Source organism: Neobacillus niacini (assembly GCF_030817595.1).
GTDB classification, from domain to species: domain Bacteria; phylum Bacillota; class Bacilli; order Bacillales; family Cytobacillaceae; genus Neobacillus; species Neobacillus niacini_G.
The window spans coordinates 4,761,761-4,784,647 of record NZ_JAUSZN010000001.1; the positions used below are offsets into that span (position 1 = coordinate 4,761,761).

The window sequence follows — 22,887 nt, forward strand, 5'->3', positions numbered from 1 at the left end:
CTCTACCATAATCCATTCTCGGAAAACCTTCGAATTCATGAAAATTGAATTTAACTTAGAAAAATAGATTTAAAAGGGTAAAATTTGATTCAAATTGGAACAAGTAGCCATAGATTGCGATTTGTTTTTTTATAAGTATAAGAGTTAATATAGGGGGACGGTTGTGTTGGTTGTATTAGGAAATAGAGAAGAGTGCCAACCTGCGATTAAAAGAACGGACATACAACGTTCTTCTTAAAGTGGATATTTCAGGATACGAAAAAAGGGAGGGATCCTTAGCAAACAGGGACAGGCACTGTTCGTATTCATACAGAAAGAGAATGAAGCACAAGAATCAAACAGTTCTCATGCCTCATCTCTCCAGATTAGTTTGTATTGAAAATGAAAATGTTACTTGCTTGTAGAACCGGAAGCAGAGGCCTCTATTCTATATAAGTTTCCTATTTCCAAAGATTCGCCTGCGGCGTTTTTAGACTGATCCCCAACGACTTCTACGTATACTCTGTTTTCGTAGTAGCCAGTTGTGTTGGCGATATTTAATAATTTTTGCGGCCATTCTCCTGCCCAGCGGTAGCCGTCTCTTCTTTCTTTTTCAATCTCTAAGATGTTGTGTTTAATGACACCGTCTCTTCCTGAGAAAATCGGGCGATTGGTACCAATTTCATAGAAGCGGTACCACGTATTGCTGTTTTCGTCCGGGTAGAAATATTGCCCATTTGGATCGCCTGATACATACTTCGTTCCCGCCAATTTTACCTCTTCAAACCAATTTAGAGCTCCATGAATGGCAGCCTGAACCTCAGTTGAAGGATTCGGCAGTGACATCAAATACTGGACAATCCCTACAGATTCCGAACCAGAGATTGAAGGATGTTCATACGCACGAGCCCCTTTTGGTTCGTACGTCACTGGGTCATGCTGAGCACACCATGCGGTTACTTCACCATCTACCTTAATTTGCGATTTTAACATATAATCCAGCCCACGGCCCAATGCATCATCAATCTGCTCAGAAAGTTGCTCGTCACCTATATCGGAATTAAACGGATACTTCTTTTCTTTAACCATCGTTAATACACTCATAACGCGAACCATCGCATTATCATTAAAGGTCACATAATCTGAGTAACCGCCTCTTGCCGGATAGACCTGCGGCCAGCCGCCGGCATCAACCTGCATCTCTAGTAAAAAATCAATTCCTTTTAAAACGGAATCCTTATAACGAGCATCACCTGTTTCTTTATACATCAGAGCTAAAAAGAGAATCTCGTTTGTTGTTGCATCATTATCAATCGTCCCTAGTTCACCATGATTAGTCGAATACCATTCAGATTTCGGTTCTTTCCCGTCCCATGGCCGTTTATATTTTTCCACCCAGTTTTTAAACCAGCCGCCATGATCCATCTGCCAGGTTAAGAGGGCATCCGCATGCTTAATGTCCTGCGTACGATCCCCGGTATAATAGTCGGCATTCAAATATTGAATATGAAACGGATCTTCAACTTTTGGCAGCGTAATGGATCCATCTTCTTGAAAGGCTTCCTTCGTTTTGATCACCGCTACGGTATGGTTATCCTTATTCACCTTTGTGGTAATGCTTTCCACTGTCATCAATTGTTTCAAGCCAGGATTGAGAGCTGCCCAATCGTTCGTAGCCGTTTGCAATTCAATATCACTAGCATCAAATTTTTCTAGCTTGCTACTAAAAGTAACTTCAACGGTATTTGCATTTGTTGTTTCACTTTTGATAATCTTGACGGGACCGTCTGGCACAGCATTTCCTTTTGGAACCACATTGATTGTGACAGATTCGGCTTCATTCCCTGCCTGATCAACAGCGGTAATCGTAATGTTATTTAACCCCGGCTTTAAAATGACTTTTGTACTAAACGTCAACTTTTCCGATACATTTACTTTCTCACCATTCACCATAACTGTTCCTGCTTCGTTCAGCTTCCCTGTAATCGGCAGCGGATTGTAGATTACATTGTAGTGATTCCCGTTTTTTTCTCCTTTAAGATCATCGATGGATATTACGGGTTTCTCATGATCATAAACAATTTTTAACACTGCAGGAATAGCCTGATTCCCTGCTGCATCTACAGCTTCCACTGTAATAGTGTTCAAACCATCATTCAGCACCACCGTCGTGCTGAAGCTTCCATCCTTTTGTAAGGAAATTTCCTTCCCATTGACAGACACGGCTGCTTCTTTATCCACTTGACCTGTAATGGTAAAGCTTGGTGTATTGACAATGGAATCTTGTTGATCGAGTGAAATAATCGGTGCTGACAGTGGTGATAATGGGATAATCCCGATTTTCTCAGGATCCCAGCCGTCAGATCCTTTCATCACATTTTGCACCGTGTATTGATTCACTTCCTCCGGCGTTAATTGTGTGGTCCATGGATCCCGCTTTTTCGGGTCCGCCCCTGGCCCCATGTTATTGTATTCTGAATATCTGGCTGTTTTCTCGTTTTCAACTTTCCCCCAGTTATCCCATCCGTCAGGAACAATCGATGCATCCATTTCGGTGTTAATATAGGTGACAGCTGAATAAGGACGCCAAGGTCGCCCGAGATGCACATTGGTTACGTCTTCATCTGAGGTGATTTTTGAATCTAAAAAAACATACCCATACGGTGTGACTTGATCGGTACTAGCAGCGGTTAACTTACTACCTGTACGCTTACTATGAAGGTGACAGGTATCAAACATGGCTGTGGCTCCGCCAAAAATGAAATCCACATCCCCTTCTACGTAGCAGTTTTTATAATACTGTCTTCCCGTATGGGCATATAATGTGTCCTGGTATCCTAAAAACTGCACGTTTTCAAAATAGAGACGATCTGCCCTTACATAAGCGGCAACTGCTTGACCTGTTCCTTGACCGGAGTCGTTCTGGATAGTTAAATTTTGGGCAATAAAATCATTGGCATAGATAAAGATACTTGAACTATTGGAAGTGCCTAATGGTTTGCCGTCTGGCCCAGGCGTATTTGCATTATCATTATAAACAAGTACGGTTCCTTCCTTACTTTCTCCTACAAAACTCAGATTGGTTTTGCTCTTAGGGATCGTAAGCTTTTCACGATATTCACCATTTTTTATAAAAATAACATGCCGTTTCGTACTGTTATCAGGTGCAGCATCAATGGCTTCTTGAATCGTTTTAAAGTCTCCGCCTTCTTTCGCTACAACCGTTACTTTCGCAGGCGTAACGGCGATGGGTTCGGAGCCTAAACTTTCCCCTTGCTCATTGACAGCGGAAATCACATAATCATAGGTATCACCGTTTGTAAGACCTATATCTTGATAACCGGTAGAGTGTATATTCTTAGCAATGACCTCATATTGACCACTGTTAAACTCACCGCGCTTGATGGTATAGGAATCTGCGCCAGATACAGCGGACCAGGTTAATGCAGCTCTGCCATCACCGGCAGTAGCGTTCATACCGTTTGGAATGGCTGGTACACCACTCGTCGATACAGCAGCACCGTTAATCGGTTGGGAATTTGCACTTTCGGCTGTTTCGTTCTTGGCGGATACGACATAATAGTACTTCTCGCCATCGGGAATCCCGGTATCTGTATAACTGGTTTCCGTTACACCGTTTTTGATGACCTCATAGCCGATGCCCTTTTGTTTACTGCGCAAGACTTGGTAAGACTCGGCACCATTGACGGATTCCCAATGAATGGTTACCCCGCCATTACCATGACTTGCTGAAAGGCCGGTCGGAGCTTGCAATGGCGCTACAGGCACTGCCGTTATAGCTTGTGAATCTGCGCTCTCACCGCTACTCGTTTCGGCAGATACAACATAGTAATACTTCTGACCATTCTCTAACCCTGTATCCCTGAAGTCGGTTTCTGCCATTTTTTCAGCAATGGTCTGATAAGGACCCTCCTTCGTGGTACTGCGTTTTAGATTGTAGGTTACCTGTTGGGCCGAACTCGGTTCCCAGCTTACATCAACCTGACTGTTTCTTGAAAGAGCAGTCAATCCTTTTGGTACAGAAGGCAGGTTTGAAGGATCTGGAGCAGTAGGTACTGCACTTACGACATTTGAATTCACACTCTCGCCGTTCTCCGTTACGGCAGATACGACATAATAGTAAGTCGTTCCATTGGTTAACCCTGTATCATGGAACTGGGTTCCCTCTATTTTTTCAGCAATGGTTTGAAAAGGACCTTCTTGTGTGGTACTGCGTTTCAGATTGTACGTTACGTTTGAGACAGAATCATTTCCTTCGATACCAAGAGCCCACTTGACCGATTCGTCAACCAGATTCCACCCGGCTTCGGTCATATGGTCTTCTTGACCTGCAAATAAAAACGTAGCAACCTGCCGGGCAGGAACTGGGTCACCATTTACATTTTTCGCACCTTTTTCGTAAGCAAATATCGTGGCTTTGGTAGGATCATCTGATGCAGTAGCAATGATGATGGCCTCTTGACCGGGCTTTCCGAAATTTACTTTACCAGCCTGGTTATACACCTTAACCGTGCCGCTTAATCCGGCAGAAAGGGGATGATTGCCATCCTTGATGGTAAGTGAATCCTGATTTTCATAGCTTCCAAAGGTGCCTGAAGAAGCATCACTTAAATGAATATCATCCAGTGCATACGGTTCCGCATAGACAACCGGAACGGGGGAATTCATAAACTTTTTGCCAATATAGGAGGATCCTGAGGATTCCCCGACAAATACGACATCATAGGCAAGTGCATCTTCAGTCGTTACCTCGTTATCCTTTTTAAAAGTGACCGAGTACCCAAGCGATTTCAAATGAGCCATTGTTTTTTCATCTGCCGGGATCCCTGTCCCCACAAGTAATACTCTTTTTCCTTCAACCAATGGATCCCAACTTACATCAACCTGACTGTCTTTTGATACAGCACTTACTCCAGTTGGTGCTGGAATTTCAGTTGGCTCTGCTGCTGAAACCGATGTAAGGGCAGCATTCTGTACAACTGAGAGCAATAAGATCAAACTTAGAAAAATATTGAGTAATTTATTCATTCGTTCCTCCTTGGGTGTAAACCCTTTCATTTTAAGATGAAATACTGCCTGCTCCGAAATCCTTTCCTTTGTTACCCACTTGGTAAAAACATAAACAATCCCTTCCTTTCAAAAAATGTGCCCTTGCAATTGAGAGTATAAGTAAATGAATTTTCTAAATATATAATCATTTTTACAGAGTTAAGCTAAAAGTCCTGCAGGAAGATAAAAAAGGAAAGGAATTGAGCATAACTTCGGGACATGATTATGGCTATTATCCTATCCGAATATGGAGTCAGGGGATCGGTGCCGATCGGTGCCAATCGGTGCCTGTCACCGCTTGTGGACAGATTCCACCTGAGGTGGACAGTTACCAATACACTGTCACTCCCCGAAATTATCGAAGATTGATAGGTTTTTAGATTGGTAAACAGTGATAGAATGGTGTAGTTGAATATGTTGGGGTGGTTGGTTGATGCTCTTCTTTCCGTTAAGGGAAGGAGGTAATTATCATAGAAGTTTGTCAGATTGTTTACTTTACTAGTTTCTATTGTCAGTTTTAAGGAGTATTCTAAAAAATCATCATTTTTATTCGACAAGTTCCTCTCCTGAAATCAAGTAGAAACTCATATGTCAATGGGGTTCATGCGTTATTTAATCAAGCGTTTGATTAGTAGAGTTCGAGTTAACCAATTGTTTGATTAGTATTGCATTACGTGTTGGTAATGCTGCGTCTGCTCGTTTCGGGTAGGAAGAAAATTGTCGAGATGATGGGTTAGCGTTAACGGGTTCCATACATGTATGCGCAGCAAAGGTGAACTTACGAAAACAATCAGACATAATGCATTTCCTAATAAGTTATTTTTACATTCAGAGGAATTGCCATCTTGGAATAACCTGTCGGTAATTGTATTTAGATTTTTCGGAATATGCCTATATGTAAAAAAGATCACCAAATTAAATTGTGTGATCTTTTTTACTTTATTTCGTACCTGTCAAGCTGAAAAATTGCTAGACGGTGAAAGACTAACCCGAGTAAGTGCGGTAGTCATGTAAGTGAGACTATTGAATTCCTCAAATAACATGCAAGCTGAATTTTTAAAATGTCTTCTGGGTTCGAAAAGGAAATTTGAAGCTTTTCTTCGATCCTTTTTAGCCTTTGATATAAAGTATTAACATGGATATGCAAAAGTTTGGCTGTTTGTGTTGCTTGACGATCATTTTCCATATAGGCAAGCAGGGTTTGTTCCAAATCCAAAGTACCATCTTTATCAGATGTGAGGGGATTAAAAACTTCATTAACAAACGAGTTCAGGTCATCCATGGGTTGATGAATAAAAAGATGATTAATGCCAATATCTTGATAATTTACAATACTTTTAAGCTGCCTCGAGATTAGGAAGGAAAGGGCTTTATCCGCTTCGGAGTAACTTTTTGCTATATTATCCATACTTGGATAGCAAGTACCAATCCCTATTTTTAGCGATTCTTCATGAACATTCATCCAGTTGGAATGAATAAGCTCTAGTTTCTTTTTTACATAATCCTGATCTGCATAGTGATTAAATTGGCATACCAACGTCACTTTATTTCCATAACCAAAAATGATTGAAACATAGATTCCTAAAAGTTTCTTGATTTGGGCAATTAGTTTATGCATTTGCATATTAAGAAAGTGAAAGTCAGCGTGAGGATGGATATGAATGGTGACTGCCATATAATAGGGATGATCATCCATTCTAAGCTCAATGGCCTTTTTTCGTATCAGGTTATATTCTCGGCACTGAATGAAGTCATTAAATAGATCATTTGTTTTTTGATAATAAGAATCCACTAATGTTTGTTTTCTGATAATCTCTAATGCAATCACGGAACTTGCCTGTTCCATTATCATTTTATTTAAAGGAAAAAAATCATCTTCCTCCATTTCTACTGCGATTATTCCAATCGGAACGTCAATTGCAATAATAGGGTGAATATACAAGGACTGACTATTAAGAGACTCAGTAAAAAAAGATTGAGTTTTTAATTTTGTATTTATCTCTGAAGGCAGTTCCCCTTTCCATTGGGTCGGACTGGAGTATTGTTGATGATCCGTTAAGTCTACGATCATTAATGGATGATTGATCATCTTTTTTATTTCATTAGCGATTTTTTGTAAACCTTTACTTTGAAGCGACAGTTTTATTAAGGTATTGTGAATGGTATCTCGTTGAATTAAAAGATCATTTTGTTTTTTGAGATTTTGGTAGAGTTTCGAATTTCTTAATACAATCGAGACCTGATCAGAAAAGCTTTCTAACAGTTGTTGATCATCTTTCGTTAAAAGGGGATAAGGACCATTTTGGTAGACAATCAATACACATAAAGTACGCTCCTCCACCTTTATTGGAACTGAAATAATAGATTTCAAATCGTCCAATTGGACGGAATTATACAGATGAAATAGATTATCAGATGCAATATTAGATGATTCTGAGATAATTTCCTCTATATTGGTAAGAATAAAAGATTTATTATCTTTAAATGTTTTCCCGATAATTCCTTCGCCAACTTTCATCCGCATTTTTTTGATTTCTTCATTTGGTCCGCCCGTCCAAGCTTTAGGAAATAGCACATCTAAGCTTGGTTCGTACATCCATAGAACTCCCATATCTGCTGCAGGAATAACAGATAAGGCATTTTCTAATATTTTTTTTAACAGGTTATCTAAATCTTCGAGGACGGAGATATCACGGATACTTTCCATCATTTTGTTCCTGATATATTTTTCTCGATCTAGCATTACTTGCAAGTAATATAAATCTATGATTGGTTTAAGTTCTCGCTCATTGTTTAGTACGGAGGTTTTACTGATTCTAATGACAATGGTTGTATGATTGGAATAATGGTAGTAAAGATCGTTGAAAGTTTCATCGGTACGTATATTTTCATTGAAAAATCTTTCTGGTGTGGGAGTTTCTTTGTCAAAATGATGGGATACTACAAGTGAAAAATCTAATCCCTTTATACTTTGCCACACCTGAAAATGTGAAAGGCAACTGTTATCTATTAAAAATTGTTTTAATTTCATCAATGTCTCCACTTTTACAATCCCTCCATAGGACTATGTAGAACTCCACATAATTTATGTCCTAATTATATAGGGATGAACATTGTTTGAATAGTTTTAATTTTTTATAATTAAATAGAATTCAACAAATTTAGCTAGGAGGTTTTATATGGTATCCAAATTATCGCAGAACTGGAAGTATGTCATTATCATCTTGCTATTTTTAGGGTGGTCAATTGGAAACTTTGATCGATTTTTCATGAATTATGCGATTTTAGGTATTTCAAAGGATCTCCAACTAAGTGCCTCTCAGACAGGAATTGTTTTAAGTAGCTTTTTTGCAGGCTATGCTTTAATGCAAATTCCGGGTGGGTGGCTCGCAGATCGTTTTGGTTTCCGAAAAATCATTATCATCGCTGTTTTTGCTTGGTCCGTTTTCACGATTTTGTCAGGAATGGCATGGTCCTTCATGTCCTTAATCCTCATTCGATTTCTTTTTGGGCTTGGGGAAGGAAGCTTTTTTCCATCCGCTTCAAAAGGTATTGCTAGTTGGTTTCCGCAAAATGAACGGAGCCGTGCCATGTCCTTTATGCTCACTTCCGGTACGATAATGGGAGTAATAACACCAATCATTGGTACCCAATCCATGCAAAGTGTCGGTTGGAGAATGATCTTTTATATTGCGGGTGCCATTGGAATTATATTTGTCTTGCTATACGTCTTTTTCTTAAAAGAGCGGAAAGGTTCAACTGTAGGAATTACTGAAAGCCCTTCCAAAAGAAAAGCACCTTTACGAGAGGTTTTGAAAACCCCGATTATATGGAATTTGTTCATTGCATATTTTGCAATTTATGCCGTCCAATGGGGATTAATGGCATGGATGCCAACTTATTTAGTAGAGGCAAGTAATCTTGACTTAACATCCGTTGGGTATATTTCAGCTATTCCAGCGGTTGCAGGAATTATCGCGATGCTTGGAAGTGGCTATATTTTAGATAAATTACCTGAAGGAAAAGATAAGGTAATCGCAGGGATATTTGCAGTATTAACGGCGGTTTTTCTTTATTTAATGGCTTTTGCGCCAAACATCGCTATGTTTGCTGTCTATCAAAGTGTGGTTACGGTATTCATGTCGTTTAATATTATTCTCATCATTTCGGCTCCATTAAAAATGTTATCAGAAGAGGTTGTAGGAACGGCAAATGGTTTTATTAATACAGGTGCACAATTCGCTGGTGTACTTACTCCAATGCTAATAGGATTTTTTGTCGATGCTTTTGACGGTTCTTATACAGTTGCTTTTATTATGCTGATTATGTTTGCTCTATTGTGTGCTGGATCTTTATTTTTAATAGGCTATAAGAAAGAGGTTCCTTCTTTCAATGAAAATATAAGTTAGGAGATGGAAACATGACGGTTATATCAAAGCAAATTACTAGTTTAATAGATGATAAACGCGCCTTGTATACACAGTTAAGTGATCAAATATGGGAGTTTGCTGAAACCAGATTTGAGGAATTCCGTTCAGCTGAGTTGCTTTGTGAAGCAATGGAAAAGGAAGGGTTTGAAGTAAAAAAGGGAATAGCTGGTCTTGAAACAGGCTTTATCGCCTCCTATGGATCTGGGCATCCGGTCATTGCAATTCTCGGTGAATACGATGCTTTGGCAGGACTAAGTCAACAAGCAAGCAGCAATAAGTTTGAGTCCATTGTGAAAAATGGAAATGGCCATGGCTGCGGACATAATTTGCTAGGAGTAGGTTCGTTAGCGGCAGCTATAGCGGTTAAGGATTATATGAAAGAACATAAGCTTGCTGGAACTGTACAATATTTTGGCTGTCCGGCCGAAGAAAGTGGATACGGGAAAACATTTATGGCAAGAGACGGTTTTTTCAAAGATGTGGATGCTGCCTTCTCATGGCATCCTGCCACCATGAATGCTGTTATGAACTCCACTGCTAATGCGGTTATCCATGCACACTTTAAATTTAAAGGGAGAAGTGCCCATGCAGGTGCAGCCCCACATTTAGGAAGAAGCGCTTTAGATGCGGTCGAACTGATGAACGTTGGAGTCAATTATATGAGAGAACACACGATTGATGAAGCTCGGATTCATTATGCTGTAACCAATACAGGGGGATTAGCTCCAAACGTCGTTCAGGCTGAAGCGGAAGTGACGTATTTAATCCGTGCCCCGAAACCATATCAAGTAAAAGAGCTTTATGACAGGGTAGTAGACTGTGCCCGCGGTGCGGCACTTATGACGCAAACGAAGGTAGATTACGAAATTCAAGGTTCCTGCCATAATTTAATTCCTAACCTGACCCTTGAAAAGGTAATGCACCAATATATGCAAGAAATAGGAGCTTCTCTTGCTACTGAACAGGATATAAACTATGCAAAAACCATCTATGAAACGTTGACGGACGAGGAGAAGCGTGCGGCAGCTTTACAAGTTGGGAAACAGGGAGCTTCTCAATTAGCCGAACGACCGATTGCCGACTTTATCGTCCCATTTTCTGAAAAAGAATCATTTATGGGAGGTTCTACGGATGTTGCCGATGTTAGCTGGAATGTACCCACAGCACAATGTGTTACTTCCACTTGGGCGTTTGGAACACCGTTTCATACTTGGCAGGCTGTGGCACAAGGTAAAGAAAGTTATGCCCATGATGCCATGCTATTAGCTGGAAAGGCAATGGCATGTACTGCTATCTCGGTTCTTGAAAACCCAGAATTACTTGAAAAGGCGAAGAAGGAATTAGTAGAAAGGCTTGACGGTGAAACCTATGAGTCGCTAATCCCGAAGGAGCTTACACCTCCGAAAAATAAACAAAAGGTGTATCAAACAATATAAAATTCATGAAACAAAGGGGACGGTTCTTATGGCTTTTAGGCATAAGGACCGTTTTCTTTAAAGGGAGTGAGCATATGTCTTTTACGAGTTTAAGAGAATTAATGGAACTTGCTGAAAACGAGAGAACAACCATTGCGGATATAATGATCACTACAGAGGTACAACTGAAAGGTGATCCTAGAGAAACGATACTCGAAAAAATGGCTGAGCAATTTGCCGTGATGGAGGAGGCTGTCCGTAAAGGAACGATGAGTCCCGTTATGTCCCGGACCGGTTTGACAGGAGGGGACGGGCACCGCCTTCACCAATATGCCGAAAATGGGAATTCGTTTGTCAACCCTGCAACATTAAATACTGCAGCGAATGCGCTCGCGGTTTCAGAGGTAAATGCGGCGATGGGGCGCATTGTGGCAACACCTACAGCAGGCTCAGCAGGAATCTTGCCGGCTGTACTGGTTCATGCTCTTGACAGCGGAAAATTTACCCGTAAGCAAATTGTCCAGTCCATGTTTACTGCCTCCGCGCTTGGCTTAGTTATTGCAAATAAAGCGTCAATCTCAGGGGCTGCCGGCGGGTGCCAGGCCGAAGTCGGATCTGCCACAGCCATGGCAGCAGGCACCCTTGTGGAGCTGGCCGGCGGTACACCGACGCAGGTTGGAAATGCTGTTGGAATCGCCTTGAAAAATTCTCTAGGGCTGGTTTGTGACCCAGTGGCCGGCCTGGTGGAAATCCCGTGTATCATTCGCAACGGTTTACATGCGATTACCGCACAAGCCGCGGCAGATATGGCGTTAGCAGGTGTAGTCAGCACCATCCCTCCGGATGAGGTAGTCCATGTGATGCATGAGGTAGGACAGCAAATGCCGGAATCGTTGAGAGAAACGGGGATAGGTGGTCTTGCCGGAACTCCAACAGGAAAGAAATTAAAAGAAAAGATTTTCAGCGAAAAAGCTAGTGGCTGTGGTCCGGCAAAATACCAAAGTGCCTATGAAATTATCGGCCCTGTAATGGTTGGCCCTTCAAGTTCGCATACGGCCGGGGCTGTTCGAATTGCGAATATCGCCTACCAGCTGTTGAACGAAAAACCATTATATGCAAGGTTCTCATTAATGGGCTCCTTCGCTGAAACCTATCAAGGACACGGAACAGACTTAGCGCTGTTGGCAGGTGTTATGGGATTATCGACTCTAGATGATGGCATTCCAAATGCAAAGGGAATTGCCGAAGAACAGGGCTTACAATATGAATTTACGAAAAGGGTGCTTGGAAGTTATCACCCTAACACCGTTCTTATAGAATTATCAGGGGCTTCACGTACTGTAAAGGTGTTGGCCAGTTCTTTGGGCGGCGGCAAGGTGGAGGTTCAGGAAATGGATGATTATCCGTTAAAATTTTCCGGCGAACGGCCGACACTTGTGATCCGTCATACCGACCGAAAAGGGGTTATCTCAGAGTTATCGGGGATTCTGTATGAAAAAGGGTTTAACATTGCTCGCATGGCTAATGAGCGTTCAAAAATTAATGGTCCTGCGATAACGGTTTGCGAAATTGACAATAAAATCGAAGAAACGGTCTTAGCTTTATTAAAAAAAGAGATCCCAATGATTGACGAAATTGTCTTGGTTCAAACTATGTAGTTGTCTAGTAAGTGCTTTAACCTCCTAAAAACCGTTCTCGTGTTTTTTTGCAAAGTAAGAACACATTCTTCGACAGGTTTCTTCTAATGAAAAGGATAGAATCGCTTTTACAACAGGGTTATCAGTACTTTTAATCAAATGATTGATTAGTTAAGAAAAGTGTTAATCAATCGTTTGATTAAATACGCTGTATTTACTGTTATTTAGGGCTTTCATCGATTTCAAATGTAAAAAATTAGTTGTGATTTGGGTTATTTGATGATATTGATGAAATAATGGGAAATTATCATTACTGGAAACTACAAAATAAATCTTGTCATTTTCTAAAAGCAAAAGCGCAAGGGGGTGTCCAGAAGGTTGGTGAAAACCAACTGAATGGAGCCCTTTTTTTGCGCTTTTCAATATTAATACAAGAAAATAAGATTGAAATAATATACATAATTTAGCTGAATAGTCTGAATATTAAACGAACAGGACTGTTTTTTATATGTTAGTAATTAATTGGTGTTGATAAGATGAAGGTTGGTAGCGGTTTCAGTGTGAGTTACATACTTTTTGAAATTTGGTCCTGAAGCCGAGGCCAGAATGAAGCCTTCGGGCAAAAAAATGGGAGGGAAGGAATGAGTAAGGAAACTTCAAACAAAAAAATAGGGGGTATTGAATGAATGAGAAGAAAAGCTAGTCAAGCCTTTTCAGTGTTGTTGGCAATTTTTGTCCTATGCTATTCCGTTTTACCGGTTTTGGGCTATGGGGTTATCCCTGTTAAAGCTGAACAACAAGTTTGGAAGTTTGATTTTGGTACAACAACAAGCCCGGTTGCAGAAGGATATACACGTGTTTCTGAATCTACGATTTATTCAGCAGAAAGTGGATTCGGCCTAAATAAGAAAATCGCTTCGCGTGATCGATCCTTTGCAGACCCTCTTTTAAGGGATTTCGTTCTTGATACAAGCAGTGCAAAAAATTATACGTTCAGAGTAAATCTTCCAAATGGCACCTATCAGGTGAAAGTGGGCGCAGGGGATACCATTGCCTCAAATAAAACGTCTGTAAGTGTTGAATCGATTGATTTAGGTACAACCAATACAGGAAGCGGCGAATTTGAGGAGTTAACAGGTACAGTCAAGGTTATTGACGGAAAAATGCTTTTTACCATTAACGGAAATGATACACGAATCAATGTGATTGAGATTACGTTACTTGAACAATCTGGTGAAGATATTAAAATCAAGGAAATTGCCGTTAATGGAGCAGGAGGGGCAAATGAAGTTTTAGCCGGTGATCAGTTGCAAATGCAAGCTGCTATTACACCAGAGAATGCCTCCTATCCATCATTAATTTGGGAGGTCACAGAACTTGATGGGTCACAAACACAACTAGCCTCTATTGACAGTGCTGGATTATTAACAACACAGTTACCGGGCAAGGTGAAGGTGATTGCCCATTCCACAGATGGATCAGAAGTCAAAGGGGAAGCCATCATTGCTATTCATCCATCGAATAAACCGAAATTAAAATTTGATTTTGGTACTACTTCAAGTGCTCTAGAAAATGGTTATGCTAGAGTATCAGAATCCACACACTATTCTCCAGAATTAGGATACGGGCTTGATCAAACAGTCGTATCTCGTGATCGAAGTTTTTCAGATTCTTTATTAAGAGACTTTGTTTTATTACAAGGCAGTGACGATTATACGTTCGAAGTTGATCTTCCGAACGGGACTTACCAGGTGAAAATTACTGCGGGGGACGCGATTGCCTCGAACGAAACAGCCATTACGGTAGAGGATACTGACCTCGGAACCATGACAAGCAGTAGTGGGAAATTTGGTGAGTTGACTGGAACAGTAGAAGTAACGAACAGAAAGATGATTTTTAATGTGGGCGGGAAGGATAGACGATTAAACGGTATAGATATTACACCTATTATATTAAAGGATGAAATCGTGAAAGCGACCGAAGTTTTTGTTAGCGGCATCAATGGAACAGATATCGTTAACGAAGGTGAAAAACTTCAAATGGCCGCAAACGTGATTCCAGCTTTTGCAGAAGACCGTTCCGTCACTTGGAGTGTTTCCGATTTGAACGGTAATCCAACAGACATCGCGGAGATTAGTCCGAATGGATTACTGTCGGCAAAGAGTTGGGGGCAAGTGAAGGTAGTCGCGACGACAAATGATGGAACAAATCTATCGGGAGAGAAAACTATCTCCATCCATACAAATCGTCAGATTGATGCGCCTGAAGACTTAAAGATGGAGAAAAGAGTAATTTTTCCAAAAAGTTCAGTAGCATTGAGCTGGAACAAGGTTGAGGAAGCGATTGGCTATCAAGTGTACAGAAAAATCGCTGATGGAGAAAATGACTATGAAAAAATAGGAGAATCTTCTTCAACACAGTTTACCGATGATACAGCTCTGCCTGGAATTACCTATTCCTACGCTGTAACGGCCCTCATTGAAGGAATCGGAAATGTTGAATCAAAATTAAGTACCGCCGTCATTGTGAAAATGTTTGATGAAGATGTTGCGGTGCCAAATGCACCAAAGGGCCTTACCTATGTAGGGGCCACAAGAAATACCATCGAATTAGCATGGGATCAAACAGCTGATACAAATATCTATTATATCTACCGCTCTGACAAAAGGGACAGTACGTTTGATCAGGTTGGTGTTTCGGAAAGTGCTAGTTTTGTTGATCATTCAGTTTTGACAGATGTACCTTATTATTATCGAGTGAAAGCTGTCAATTCCGGAGGATTATCAGAGTTTTCCTCTGTATTAGAGGTTCCGACTGCTACTTATTATTACCGGCAAATGGAACGTTTAAATAGAGGTCTAATGGCCGTTAAGGCTGAAAATGGTATCTACGTCGGATGGAGATTGCTAGGTACAGATCCGAAGGACATTTCTTTTAATCTATACCGTGACGGGAAAAAGATTACGAAAGAACCGATTACAAATAGCACGAATTACCTTGATCCGGATGGAACACTTACATCACAGTACGAAATCACAGTTGTAGAAATTGGTAAAGAACTTGCTGGCTCAGAGAGTACAAATGTAAAGAGCAGCAGCTATTTTGATGTTCCACTTAAAAAACCTGAGAACGGCGTCACACCAAAAGGGGATCGGTACTCCTATAATGCCAACGACGCCAGTGTTGCCGATTTAGATGGTGATGGGGAGTATGAATTGATTTTGAAATGGGATCCTGAAAATTCAAAAGACAATTCGAGAACGGGTTATACCGGTAATGTTTATATTGATGCTTACAAAATGGATGGAACGCTATTATGGAGAATTGACCTTGGGAAGAACATTCGTGCTGGAGCACACTATACTCAATTCATGGCGTATGATTTAGATGGTGATGGGAAAGCAGAAGTTGCGATGCGAACCTCGGATGGTTCGATTGATGGGGCCGGTAAGGTTATTGGCGATCCTAATGCTGACCATCGGGATACGGCCGGCCGTATTTATAGAGGGCCGGAATTCCTTACTATCTTTGATGGACAGTCAGGTAAGGAACTGGTTACAACGGAATATGATCCCAAAAGGGGAAGTTCTTCCGAATGGGGAGATGGTACCGGTAATCGCTCGGAAAGATTCCTGGCTGGGGTTGCCTATCTGGATGGAGAACATCCAAGTCTTATTATGGCGCGCGGCTATTATGCTAAATCGGCCATCGTTGCTTATAACTGGAGAGATGGCGAGTTAACGAAGCTTTGGAAATTTGATACGAGTGTTTCAGGAAATGGCAGCTATGCTGGGCAAGGAAATCATAATCTCAGTGTCGCTGATGTTGATGGAGACGGAAAAGATGAAATTGTGTATGGAGCGATGACTCTTGATCATGATGGAACCCCGCTTTACAACTCAGGATTTGGCCACGGCGATGCGATGCACCTTGGAGATTTGGACCCACAAAGACCTGGACTTGAAGTATTTAGTGTATTTGAAAAGGGATCCTCACCATACGGCTTAGCGATGCGAGATGCGGCTACTGGAGAAGTCATTTGGGGACATAAAACGGGAAGAGATACTGGAAGAGGTTTATCAGCTAATATCGATCCAAGATATCCAGGTGAGCAAGCATGGGCAATTGGCGGCGAATGGAATGATACAACGGGGTATTTATATTCCGCAAATGGCGAATTGATTTCTAACAATATACCATCGGCCAACTTTGCCATCTGGTGGGACGGAGATCTTCTTCGTGAGCTGTTAGACCACAACTTTGACGGAACGAATGGGGTTGGAACGATTAGTAAGTGGGATTATGAAAATGAAAAGCTTATTAATCTTTTGACTGCAGAAGGGACCTTCTCCAATAATGGCACCAAAGGGAATCCTGTCATGCAGGCAGATCTTTTCGGTGATTGGAGAGAAGAAGCCATCTGGCGCTTGGAAGATAGCAGTGTCATACGTATTTACACCACTACAGATGTGACCGAGCACCGGATCCACACACTCATGCATGACCCAGTATACAGGTTAGGAGTTGCCTGGCAGAATGTAGGGTATAATCAACCACCGCACACTAGTTTTTATCTAGGACATGGGATGGAAGAGCCTCCTGCACCAAAAATCTTGGCAGGATCACGCTTGGTGGATACAGGAACCATCCATGTTCTTGCACATCAAGAAGGGAAAAAAGCTGTGGTGAATATAACTGAAGAAGAAATGCAGTTGGCAGGAGAAACCATGAAGGCAAACAATATTATTGTTAGAGTAAACGGAGGTACGGATTTAACGAAATTCGACGTTAACATTCCTTCACAAAGCATAAAAGCTGCTAAAGGAAAATCAGTGAAGAAGCTGACATTTACCACAAATCTAGGTTCTGTAACGTTATCTGTTAATGAACTAAGTAAACAAATCAGCACCGATTCAGAAAAACTATTGCTTTCCATTTCAACATTATCTGGAGATTTATTGAATGAAGAACAGAAAGCTCTGGTAGGAAATCAATCTGTTTACGACTTCAGCCTATACCTGGACGGAAAACAACTAACCGATTTTACAGAAAGCAACGGTAATGAAATAGAAGTAGAAGTCCCATACACCTTAAAAGCGGGAGAAAATAAAGGCAAACTAACAATCTATTATCTATCCGATCGTGGAGACTTAGTAAACATCGAAAATGCTAGATACAATGAACAAAAGGGGATGGCTGTTTTTAAATTGAAACAATTTTGATATCAATGGGGACGGTTCTCTCGGCTTTTTTTATCACTAACGACTCTCTTGTATTAGATAAAAAAATTTTTACAAAAAAGAGCTAGTCAATTCTAGATAGTGTGTCGATAATAATAATATAGCTTGCTACTCCTAAGCAAGTTGCTAGTAATATTTCACTAGGGCTGTCTATTTACAGGCAGCTCTTTTTCGTTATAACTATACTTTTATTAAAATAGGCAATTGTTTGGAATACCTTGGAAAATGGCAGCTAAAAAAATAATCCAACCAAGTTTATTAAAGTTTGATGTAGGAAATCTTCCTAAGTAAACAACAATAACACAAGGATAAATCAAAAAAGCTATGGCGATAGCTACAACTGTATGGGTAGGAAGTATAAAGTGGTCAATCCAAACAGGATGAAATTCCCACATTCTATTATTGTAAAGTAAGGAAGCATAAAGCAGTTAACACTTGACATTTTTGTTTTTATTTATTTCAACGCTAGTGAAAGAAAATTAATAAGAAGAAGAATATCCTAAATGTAAGTTGAGTAGAAAGATAATCTATTGTAATATTATTTAGTAAAAAGGATAAGGGGTTGACTTAATGAGTTTGGAAGTGAAAGAAAATTATATTCTAGTAACAGGATTTGCGCAACTGCCAAAGGGAACACCAGTTTATGAAGTGCAAAAAACAATAGGGTGTATCTTAATGGTAGATACGGAAACAGATATTATTATGGAAGCAACATTTACCTTTTTACAGGATTTAACCAATAACTTTCTCGGGGGTATATTAAGAGGAAAGTCTTTAAAAGAAACAGAAGAAATTATAAAAGATTTAGAAAATAGATTTATAGCTCCACCTCAAAAAGCTGTCATTCAAGGGTTGATTTCAGCAAAAAAAAATTATTATGAAAATAAAAAATAAATTTTAATGAAAACCCTTGCAATTAGCAGAAAATTTGTAATAGAATAACGTTAACAACATAAAACTAGTGTTTAACTGGATTATTTACTGAGCAAGGACTAGGGCCGAACCTCAAAGAGTGGATAAAGAGCCAGTAGCTTTAAGAAAAATTTCTGACTGAGGAGTAAATCCATGTCGAAATTTTTTCTATCGCTGCTGGTTTTTTTGTTGGAAAAATTTAGTTAAATGGAGGTTTTATTAATGGAATTCGGTTTATTTACTGTATTTGACAATTATAAGAATCAAAAGGAATCATTTGAACGGACACCAGAACAATTTTTACATGAAGTACTGGATCAAACGGTGGCAGGGGATGAGTTAGGATATAATGCTGCATGGTTTGCAGAGCATCATTTTAGTGAGTATGGAATTATGACTACACCTCAAACATTTTTGGCTGTTGCTGCTGAACGTACAAAGAATATTCGGCTTGGGACGGCGATTGTAACACTGCCATTTAAGAATCCGATTCAAGTTGCGGAGGATTACGCATTGCTTGATGTTCTTAGTAACGGCCGTTTAAATCTGGGGTTAGGTAGCGGCTATCTTCCACATGAATTTGCAGGTTTTAATGTTGAAGGGAAAGATAAAGCTTTAAGATTCAATGATTCTCTTGCTGTTATTGAAAAAGCATGGAAAGGTGAGACGTTCTCACATGAAGGGGACTATTATCAATTCAAGGATATTAAACTTGAAGTTACTCCGAAACAAACGGAAATGCCAATTTGGATTGGGACATTAAGTCATAACGGCGCTGGTTTTGTTGGTAAAATGGGCTACAACATTAGTGGTGTGCCATATGTAGCTTGTAATTCCTTACCTGAATTAAAAGAGATCATTACAAACTATAAGGAAAATTACCGAAAAGCTGGTCATGATGAAAAGAAAATTAACATCCCACTTGCCCTTCATACTTATGTGGCCGAAACAACAGAGGAAGCAATCGCGACAGCTAAGCCACATCTAGACTTGTATCTAGATACACGTATGTATGGAAAGAGTGCAAAATACGAGGATTTAAGAGATCGAGAACAAGTACTAATCGGTTCTCCTCAAGATGTAATTGAAATGTTGAAAAAATATCAAGATGCCGGTTGCGATCACGTTATGATGCTTATGAATTATGGTGGAATGCCTCATGAGAAGGTATTAAAATCTATGGAATTAATCGCAAAAGAAGTGATGCCCGCATTTAAAGAAAATGCTATAGAGAAAAAAGAATTTGCTACTGCCATCAAAGGGTAAAATCATTCAGCAAGGGGGGAAGCAAGATGAAGCTTCTCGGTATTTCAGGAACGATTGTCGGAGCAAAAACCTCTATATTAGTACAAACGATCTTGGATGAAGTGAAAAGAGCCCATCCAGAAATCGAAGTAGAAATGCTTGATTTAAGGAATTATGATTTGCAATTTTGTGATGGAAGAAATCAAGAGGACTATAATGGGGATACAAGAGAAGTAATCCGTAAAGTAACCGATGCAGACTTTTATTTATTCGGTTCTCCTGTTTTCAACTGTTCCATCCCTGCACCATTAAAGAATCTTATCGATTTAATTCCTCCTGAAGTTTTTCGTAATAAGGTAATGGGATTTGCGGCTAATGGTGGAACCTATCAGCATTATTTAATGATTGAAAATCAATTAAAACCGATCATGTCTTATTTCCGTGCTTATTTAGCTCCAAGTTTTGTATATGTAAATGCAGCACACTTTAATAAGCGAAATGAAATTGATGATGCGGAAATTAAAGAGAGAATACAAAATCTAGCAGGTGAACTCGTTCATATGCAGCAGAGTTTAGGGAAAGTATTGGTTAGATAATAAAAATTAATCCGCTCTCATTCATTCATTCATTCATACTAGTGAGGGCGGACAATCTTATAAGTTGTTTTTTATAGTAAGGAAGTGAGAAAAGTGAAAAACCGTTCAAGTCTTAAAGCCTTTTTAAGTGATCTAGTTGACTACGCAGGTCTTTTTCCACCTGCTAATTTATCAATAAACGTGGCAATCAAAAATTATTCGCATTATGTTAACAGCGATGATTCATGGATGCTAGGTCCTTTTATTCATCCTGTTACAAATTTAAACGAATTGGTGAAATTTAGACAACTTTTTACTGATAAAAGTCCGCTTCTCCTCTCAGTTGTTGGTAGAAAAAGTGAGTCTAAAAAAGAGTGTATTCTTCAACTGAAAGAAGATATAGAGCAAATTAGGCATTATAATGAAACATTTTCTAATTGGTCAAAGATAGATACCTATGAACTTCCATTACCACCAGTTATGACGACACAAGACTTGTTAAATGAATTGTTCGATGTAACAGAATCAATAGGACTAAAAGTGTTCTGTGAAGTTAATTTGCTCAGCCAAACGAACTGGGAAGATTATTTACTAAAGTCATTGGATGCCATTGCTAAATTTAATTTAGAACATACAAATCAGTTAGGAGTTAAGCTCCGAACCGGTGGGATTAAGGCAGAAATGATTCCAAGTATTGATAGGGTAGCTTTTGCTATTTCTGCATGTCGTGACCGACATTTACCGATAAAGTTTACAGCTGGTTTGCATCACCCAGTTCGTATGTTTAGAAATGAAGTAGAGGCAAAGATGCATGGGTTTCTAAACGTTTTTTTAGCTGGCATGCTAGCTTATCATCACAACTTAGATAAAGCTAAGGTTAAAGAAATTCTAACTGAAGAAGATCCGAATCAATTTAAAATTGAAGATGAGTATCTCGCTTGGAAGCAGTATAGTATTTCATCGGAAGAAATCGTAATTCTCCGAAAATATTTGTGTTCATTTGGAAGTTGCAGCTTTGATGAACCTAAAAATGAATTATTAGAATTAAGTAGACAGGAGGTCATAAAATGAAATCTTTTATTCATGTGAGTGAAGAATCCCATTTCCCTATACAAAATCTCCCATATGGCGTTTTTAGCACCAGCAATCAGCCAAAGCCAAGAGTCGGGGTTGCGATTGGAAACTATGTATTAGATTTATCCATATTGGAAGATAAGGGTTACTTCAAAGAAATAATCCAAGTTAATAAAAAAATATTTAACCAGCCATCACTTAATCCATTTATGGAACTAGGAAAGGAAGTTTGGACGAAAGTCCGTAAGAAACTTCAACTTTTGTTATCTGAGGATGAGTCTAAGCTTAGAGATAATGATGAATTACGAAGTGAAGCGCTCATTCTTAGAAAAGACGTAACCATGCATTTACCTATTAAAATAGGGGACTATACAGATTTTTATGCTTCGAAGGAACATGCGACAAATGTTGGAATTATGTTCAGAGGCAAAGAAAATGCTTTAATGCCAAACTGGACTCATTTACCGGTAGGGTATCACGGGAGAGCAAGCTCTGTTGTATTAAGTGGAACAAATATCCGCCGCCCTCTAGGTCAGATAAAACTACCTGATCAATCTCCGATTTTTGAACCATGTAGACAACTAGACTTCGAGTTGGAAATGGGTTGTGTGATCGGCGGCGGAAATCAACTTGGTGAACCAATTTCTGTTGAAGAGGCAGAAAACCATGTTTTTGGAATGGTTTTGGTGAACGATTGGAGTGCTCGTGATATTCAGGCATGGGAGTATCAACCATTAGGACCGTTTTTAGCTAAAAACTTTTCCACTTCCATATCGCCATGGGTGGTCCCATTAGAAGCATTAGAACCTTTCCGTGTAGCTGGTCCTGTTCAAGAACCTAAACCTTTGGAATATCTAGACCAAACAAAACAGGGATCTTTTAATATTGAACTTGAAGTCTATTTGAAATCGGAAAAAATGAAAGCACCGACTCAAATTTGTTCTAGTAATTATCGTTATTTATATTGGAGTATTGCACAACAAATTGCACACCATACGGTTGGAGGTTGTAATTTAAATCCGGGCGATTTGCTTGGATCCGGTACCATAAGCGGTCCTGAAAAAGAATCTCGTGGTAGTTTATTAGAGTTAACCTGGAGAGGTCAGGAACCACTTCAACTAGAGGATGGCGAAGAAAGAAAATGGTTAGAAGATGGGGATGAATTAACGATGACCGGTTTTTGCCAAGGAGACGGTTACCGGGTCGGTTTTGGGGAAGTTGTTGGTCTTATTCAGCCAGCGCTTAATAAGGAACAGGTAATAAATAAGAAAGAAACGGCATTAAATAACTGATTCTTGTAAAAAGGGAGG

Annotated in this window: 12 protein-coding genes; 9 read left to right on the forward strand and 3 right to left on the reverse strand. The window is 39.8% G+C overall.

What is annotated here, in order from left to right:
* Positions 1-390: 390 nt before the first annotated feature.
* From pelA to QFZ31_RS22660, 3 genes are all read right to left on the reverse strand, one after another.
* Complete coding sequence (pelA, locus tag QFZ31_RS22650; RefSeq protein ID WP_307307185.1) at positions 391-5,028, reverse strand: pectate lyase; 4,638 nt, start codon at positions 5,026-5,028, stop codon at positions 391-393.
* Between the two features lie 633 nt (positions 5,029-5,661).
* Positions 5,662-5,847 (reverse strand): hypothetical protein, encoded by a 186-nt coding sequence (locus tag QFZ31_RS22655; RefSeq protein ID WP_307307188.1) that lies wholly within the window; start codon positions 5,845-5,847, stop codon positions 5,662-5,664.
* Between the two features lie 208 nt (positions 5,848-6,055).
* A complete protein-coding gene (locus tag QFZ31_RS22660) occupies positions 6,056-8,080 on the reverse strand; it encodes a helix-turn-helix domain-containing protein (RefSeq protein ID WP_307307190.1) in 2,025 nt (674 codons plus the stop codon).
* A 148-nt stretch (positions 8,081-8,228) separates the two neighbouring features.
* Here QFZ31_RS22660 and QFZ31_RS22665 point away from each other — a divergent pair, with 148 nt between their 5' ends.
* The 9 genes from QFZ31_RS22665 to fahA all read left to right on the forward strand — a co-directional run bounded on the left by QFZ31_RS22665 (position 8,229) and on the right by fahA (position 22,869).
* The gene (locus QFZ31_RS22665) at positions 8,229-9,458 is read left to right on the forward strand and encodes an MFS transporter (protein ID WP_307307192.1); all 1,230 of its coding nucleotides are present in this window, start codon (positions 8,229-8,231) and stop codon (positions 9,456-9,458) included.
* Positions 9,459-9,469: 11 nt separating this feature from the next.
* Positions 9,470-10,915, forward strand: a complete 1,446-nt coding sequence (locus QFZ31_RS22670) for a M20 family metallopeptidase (RefSeq protein WP_307307194.1) — start codon at positions 9,470-9,472, stop codon at positions 10,913-10,915.
* 74 nt (positions 10,916-10,989) lie between these two features.
* Positions 10,990-12,552, forward strand: a complete 1,563-nt coding sequence (gene sdaAA, locus QFZ31_RS22675; protein WP_307307197.1) for an L-serine ammonia-lyase, iron-sulfur-dependent, subunit alpha — start codon at positions 10,990-10,992, stop codon at positions 12,550-12,552.
* Between the two features lie 665 nt (positions 12,553-13,217).
* Positions 13,218-17,753, forward strand: coding sequence for an Ig-like domain-containing protein (locus tag QFZ31_RS22680; RefSeq protein WP_307307198.1), 4,536 nt, complete (start codon positions 13,218-13,220; stop codon positions 17,751-17,753).
* 588 nt (positions 17,754-18,341) lie between these two features.
* Positions 18,342-18,665, forward strand: coding sequence for a DUF3870 domain-containing protein (locus QFZ31_RS22685; RefSeq protein ID WP_307307201.1), 324 nt, complete (start codon positions 18,342-18,344; stop codon positions 18,663-18,665).
* 240 nt (positions 18,666-18,905) lie between these two features.
* The gene (locus QFZ31_RS22690; protein ID WP_307307204.1) at positions 18,906-19,949 is read left to right on the forward strand and encodes an LLM class flavin-dependent oxidoreductase; all 1,044 of its coding nucleotides are present in this window, start codon (positions 18,906-18,908) and stop codon (positions 19,947-19,949) included.
* A 26-nt stretch (positions 19,950-19,975) separates the two neighbouring features.
* Positions 19,976-20,524 carry an NADPH-dependent FMN reductase gene (locus tag QFZ31_RS22695; protein WP_307307206.1) on the forward strand — a complete coding sequence of 183 codons (549 nt, stop codon included), beginning with the start codon at positions 19,976-19,978 and terminating at the stop codon, positions 20,522-20,524.
* 93 nt (positions 20,525-20,617) lie between these two features.
* A complete protein-coding gene (locus tag QFZ31_RS22700; RefSeq protein WP_307307209.1) occupies positions 20,618-21,574 on the forward strand; it encodes a hypothetical protein in 957 nt (318 codons plus the stop codon).
* Positions 21,571-22,869 (forward strand): fumarylacetoacetase, encoded by a 1,299-nt coding sequence (fahA, locus tag QFZ31_RS22705; protein WP_307307213.1) that lies wholly within the window; start codon positions 21,571-21,573, stop codon positions 22,867-22,869. The genes QFZ31_RS22700 and fahA overlap by 4 nt, the downstream gene beginning before the upstream one ends.
* Positions 22,870-22,887: the final 18 nt, after the last annotated feature.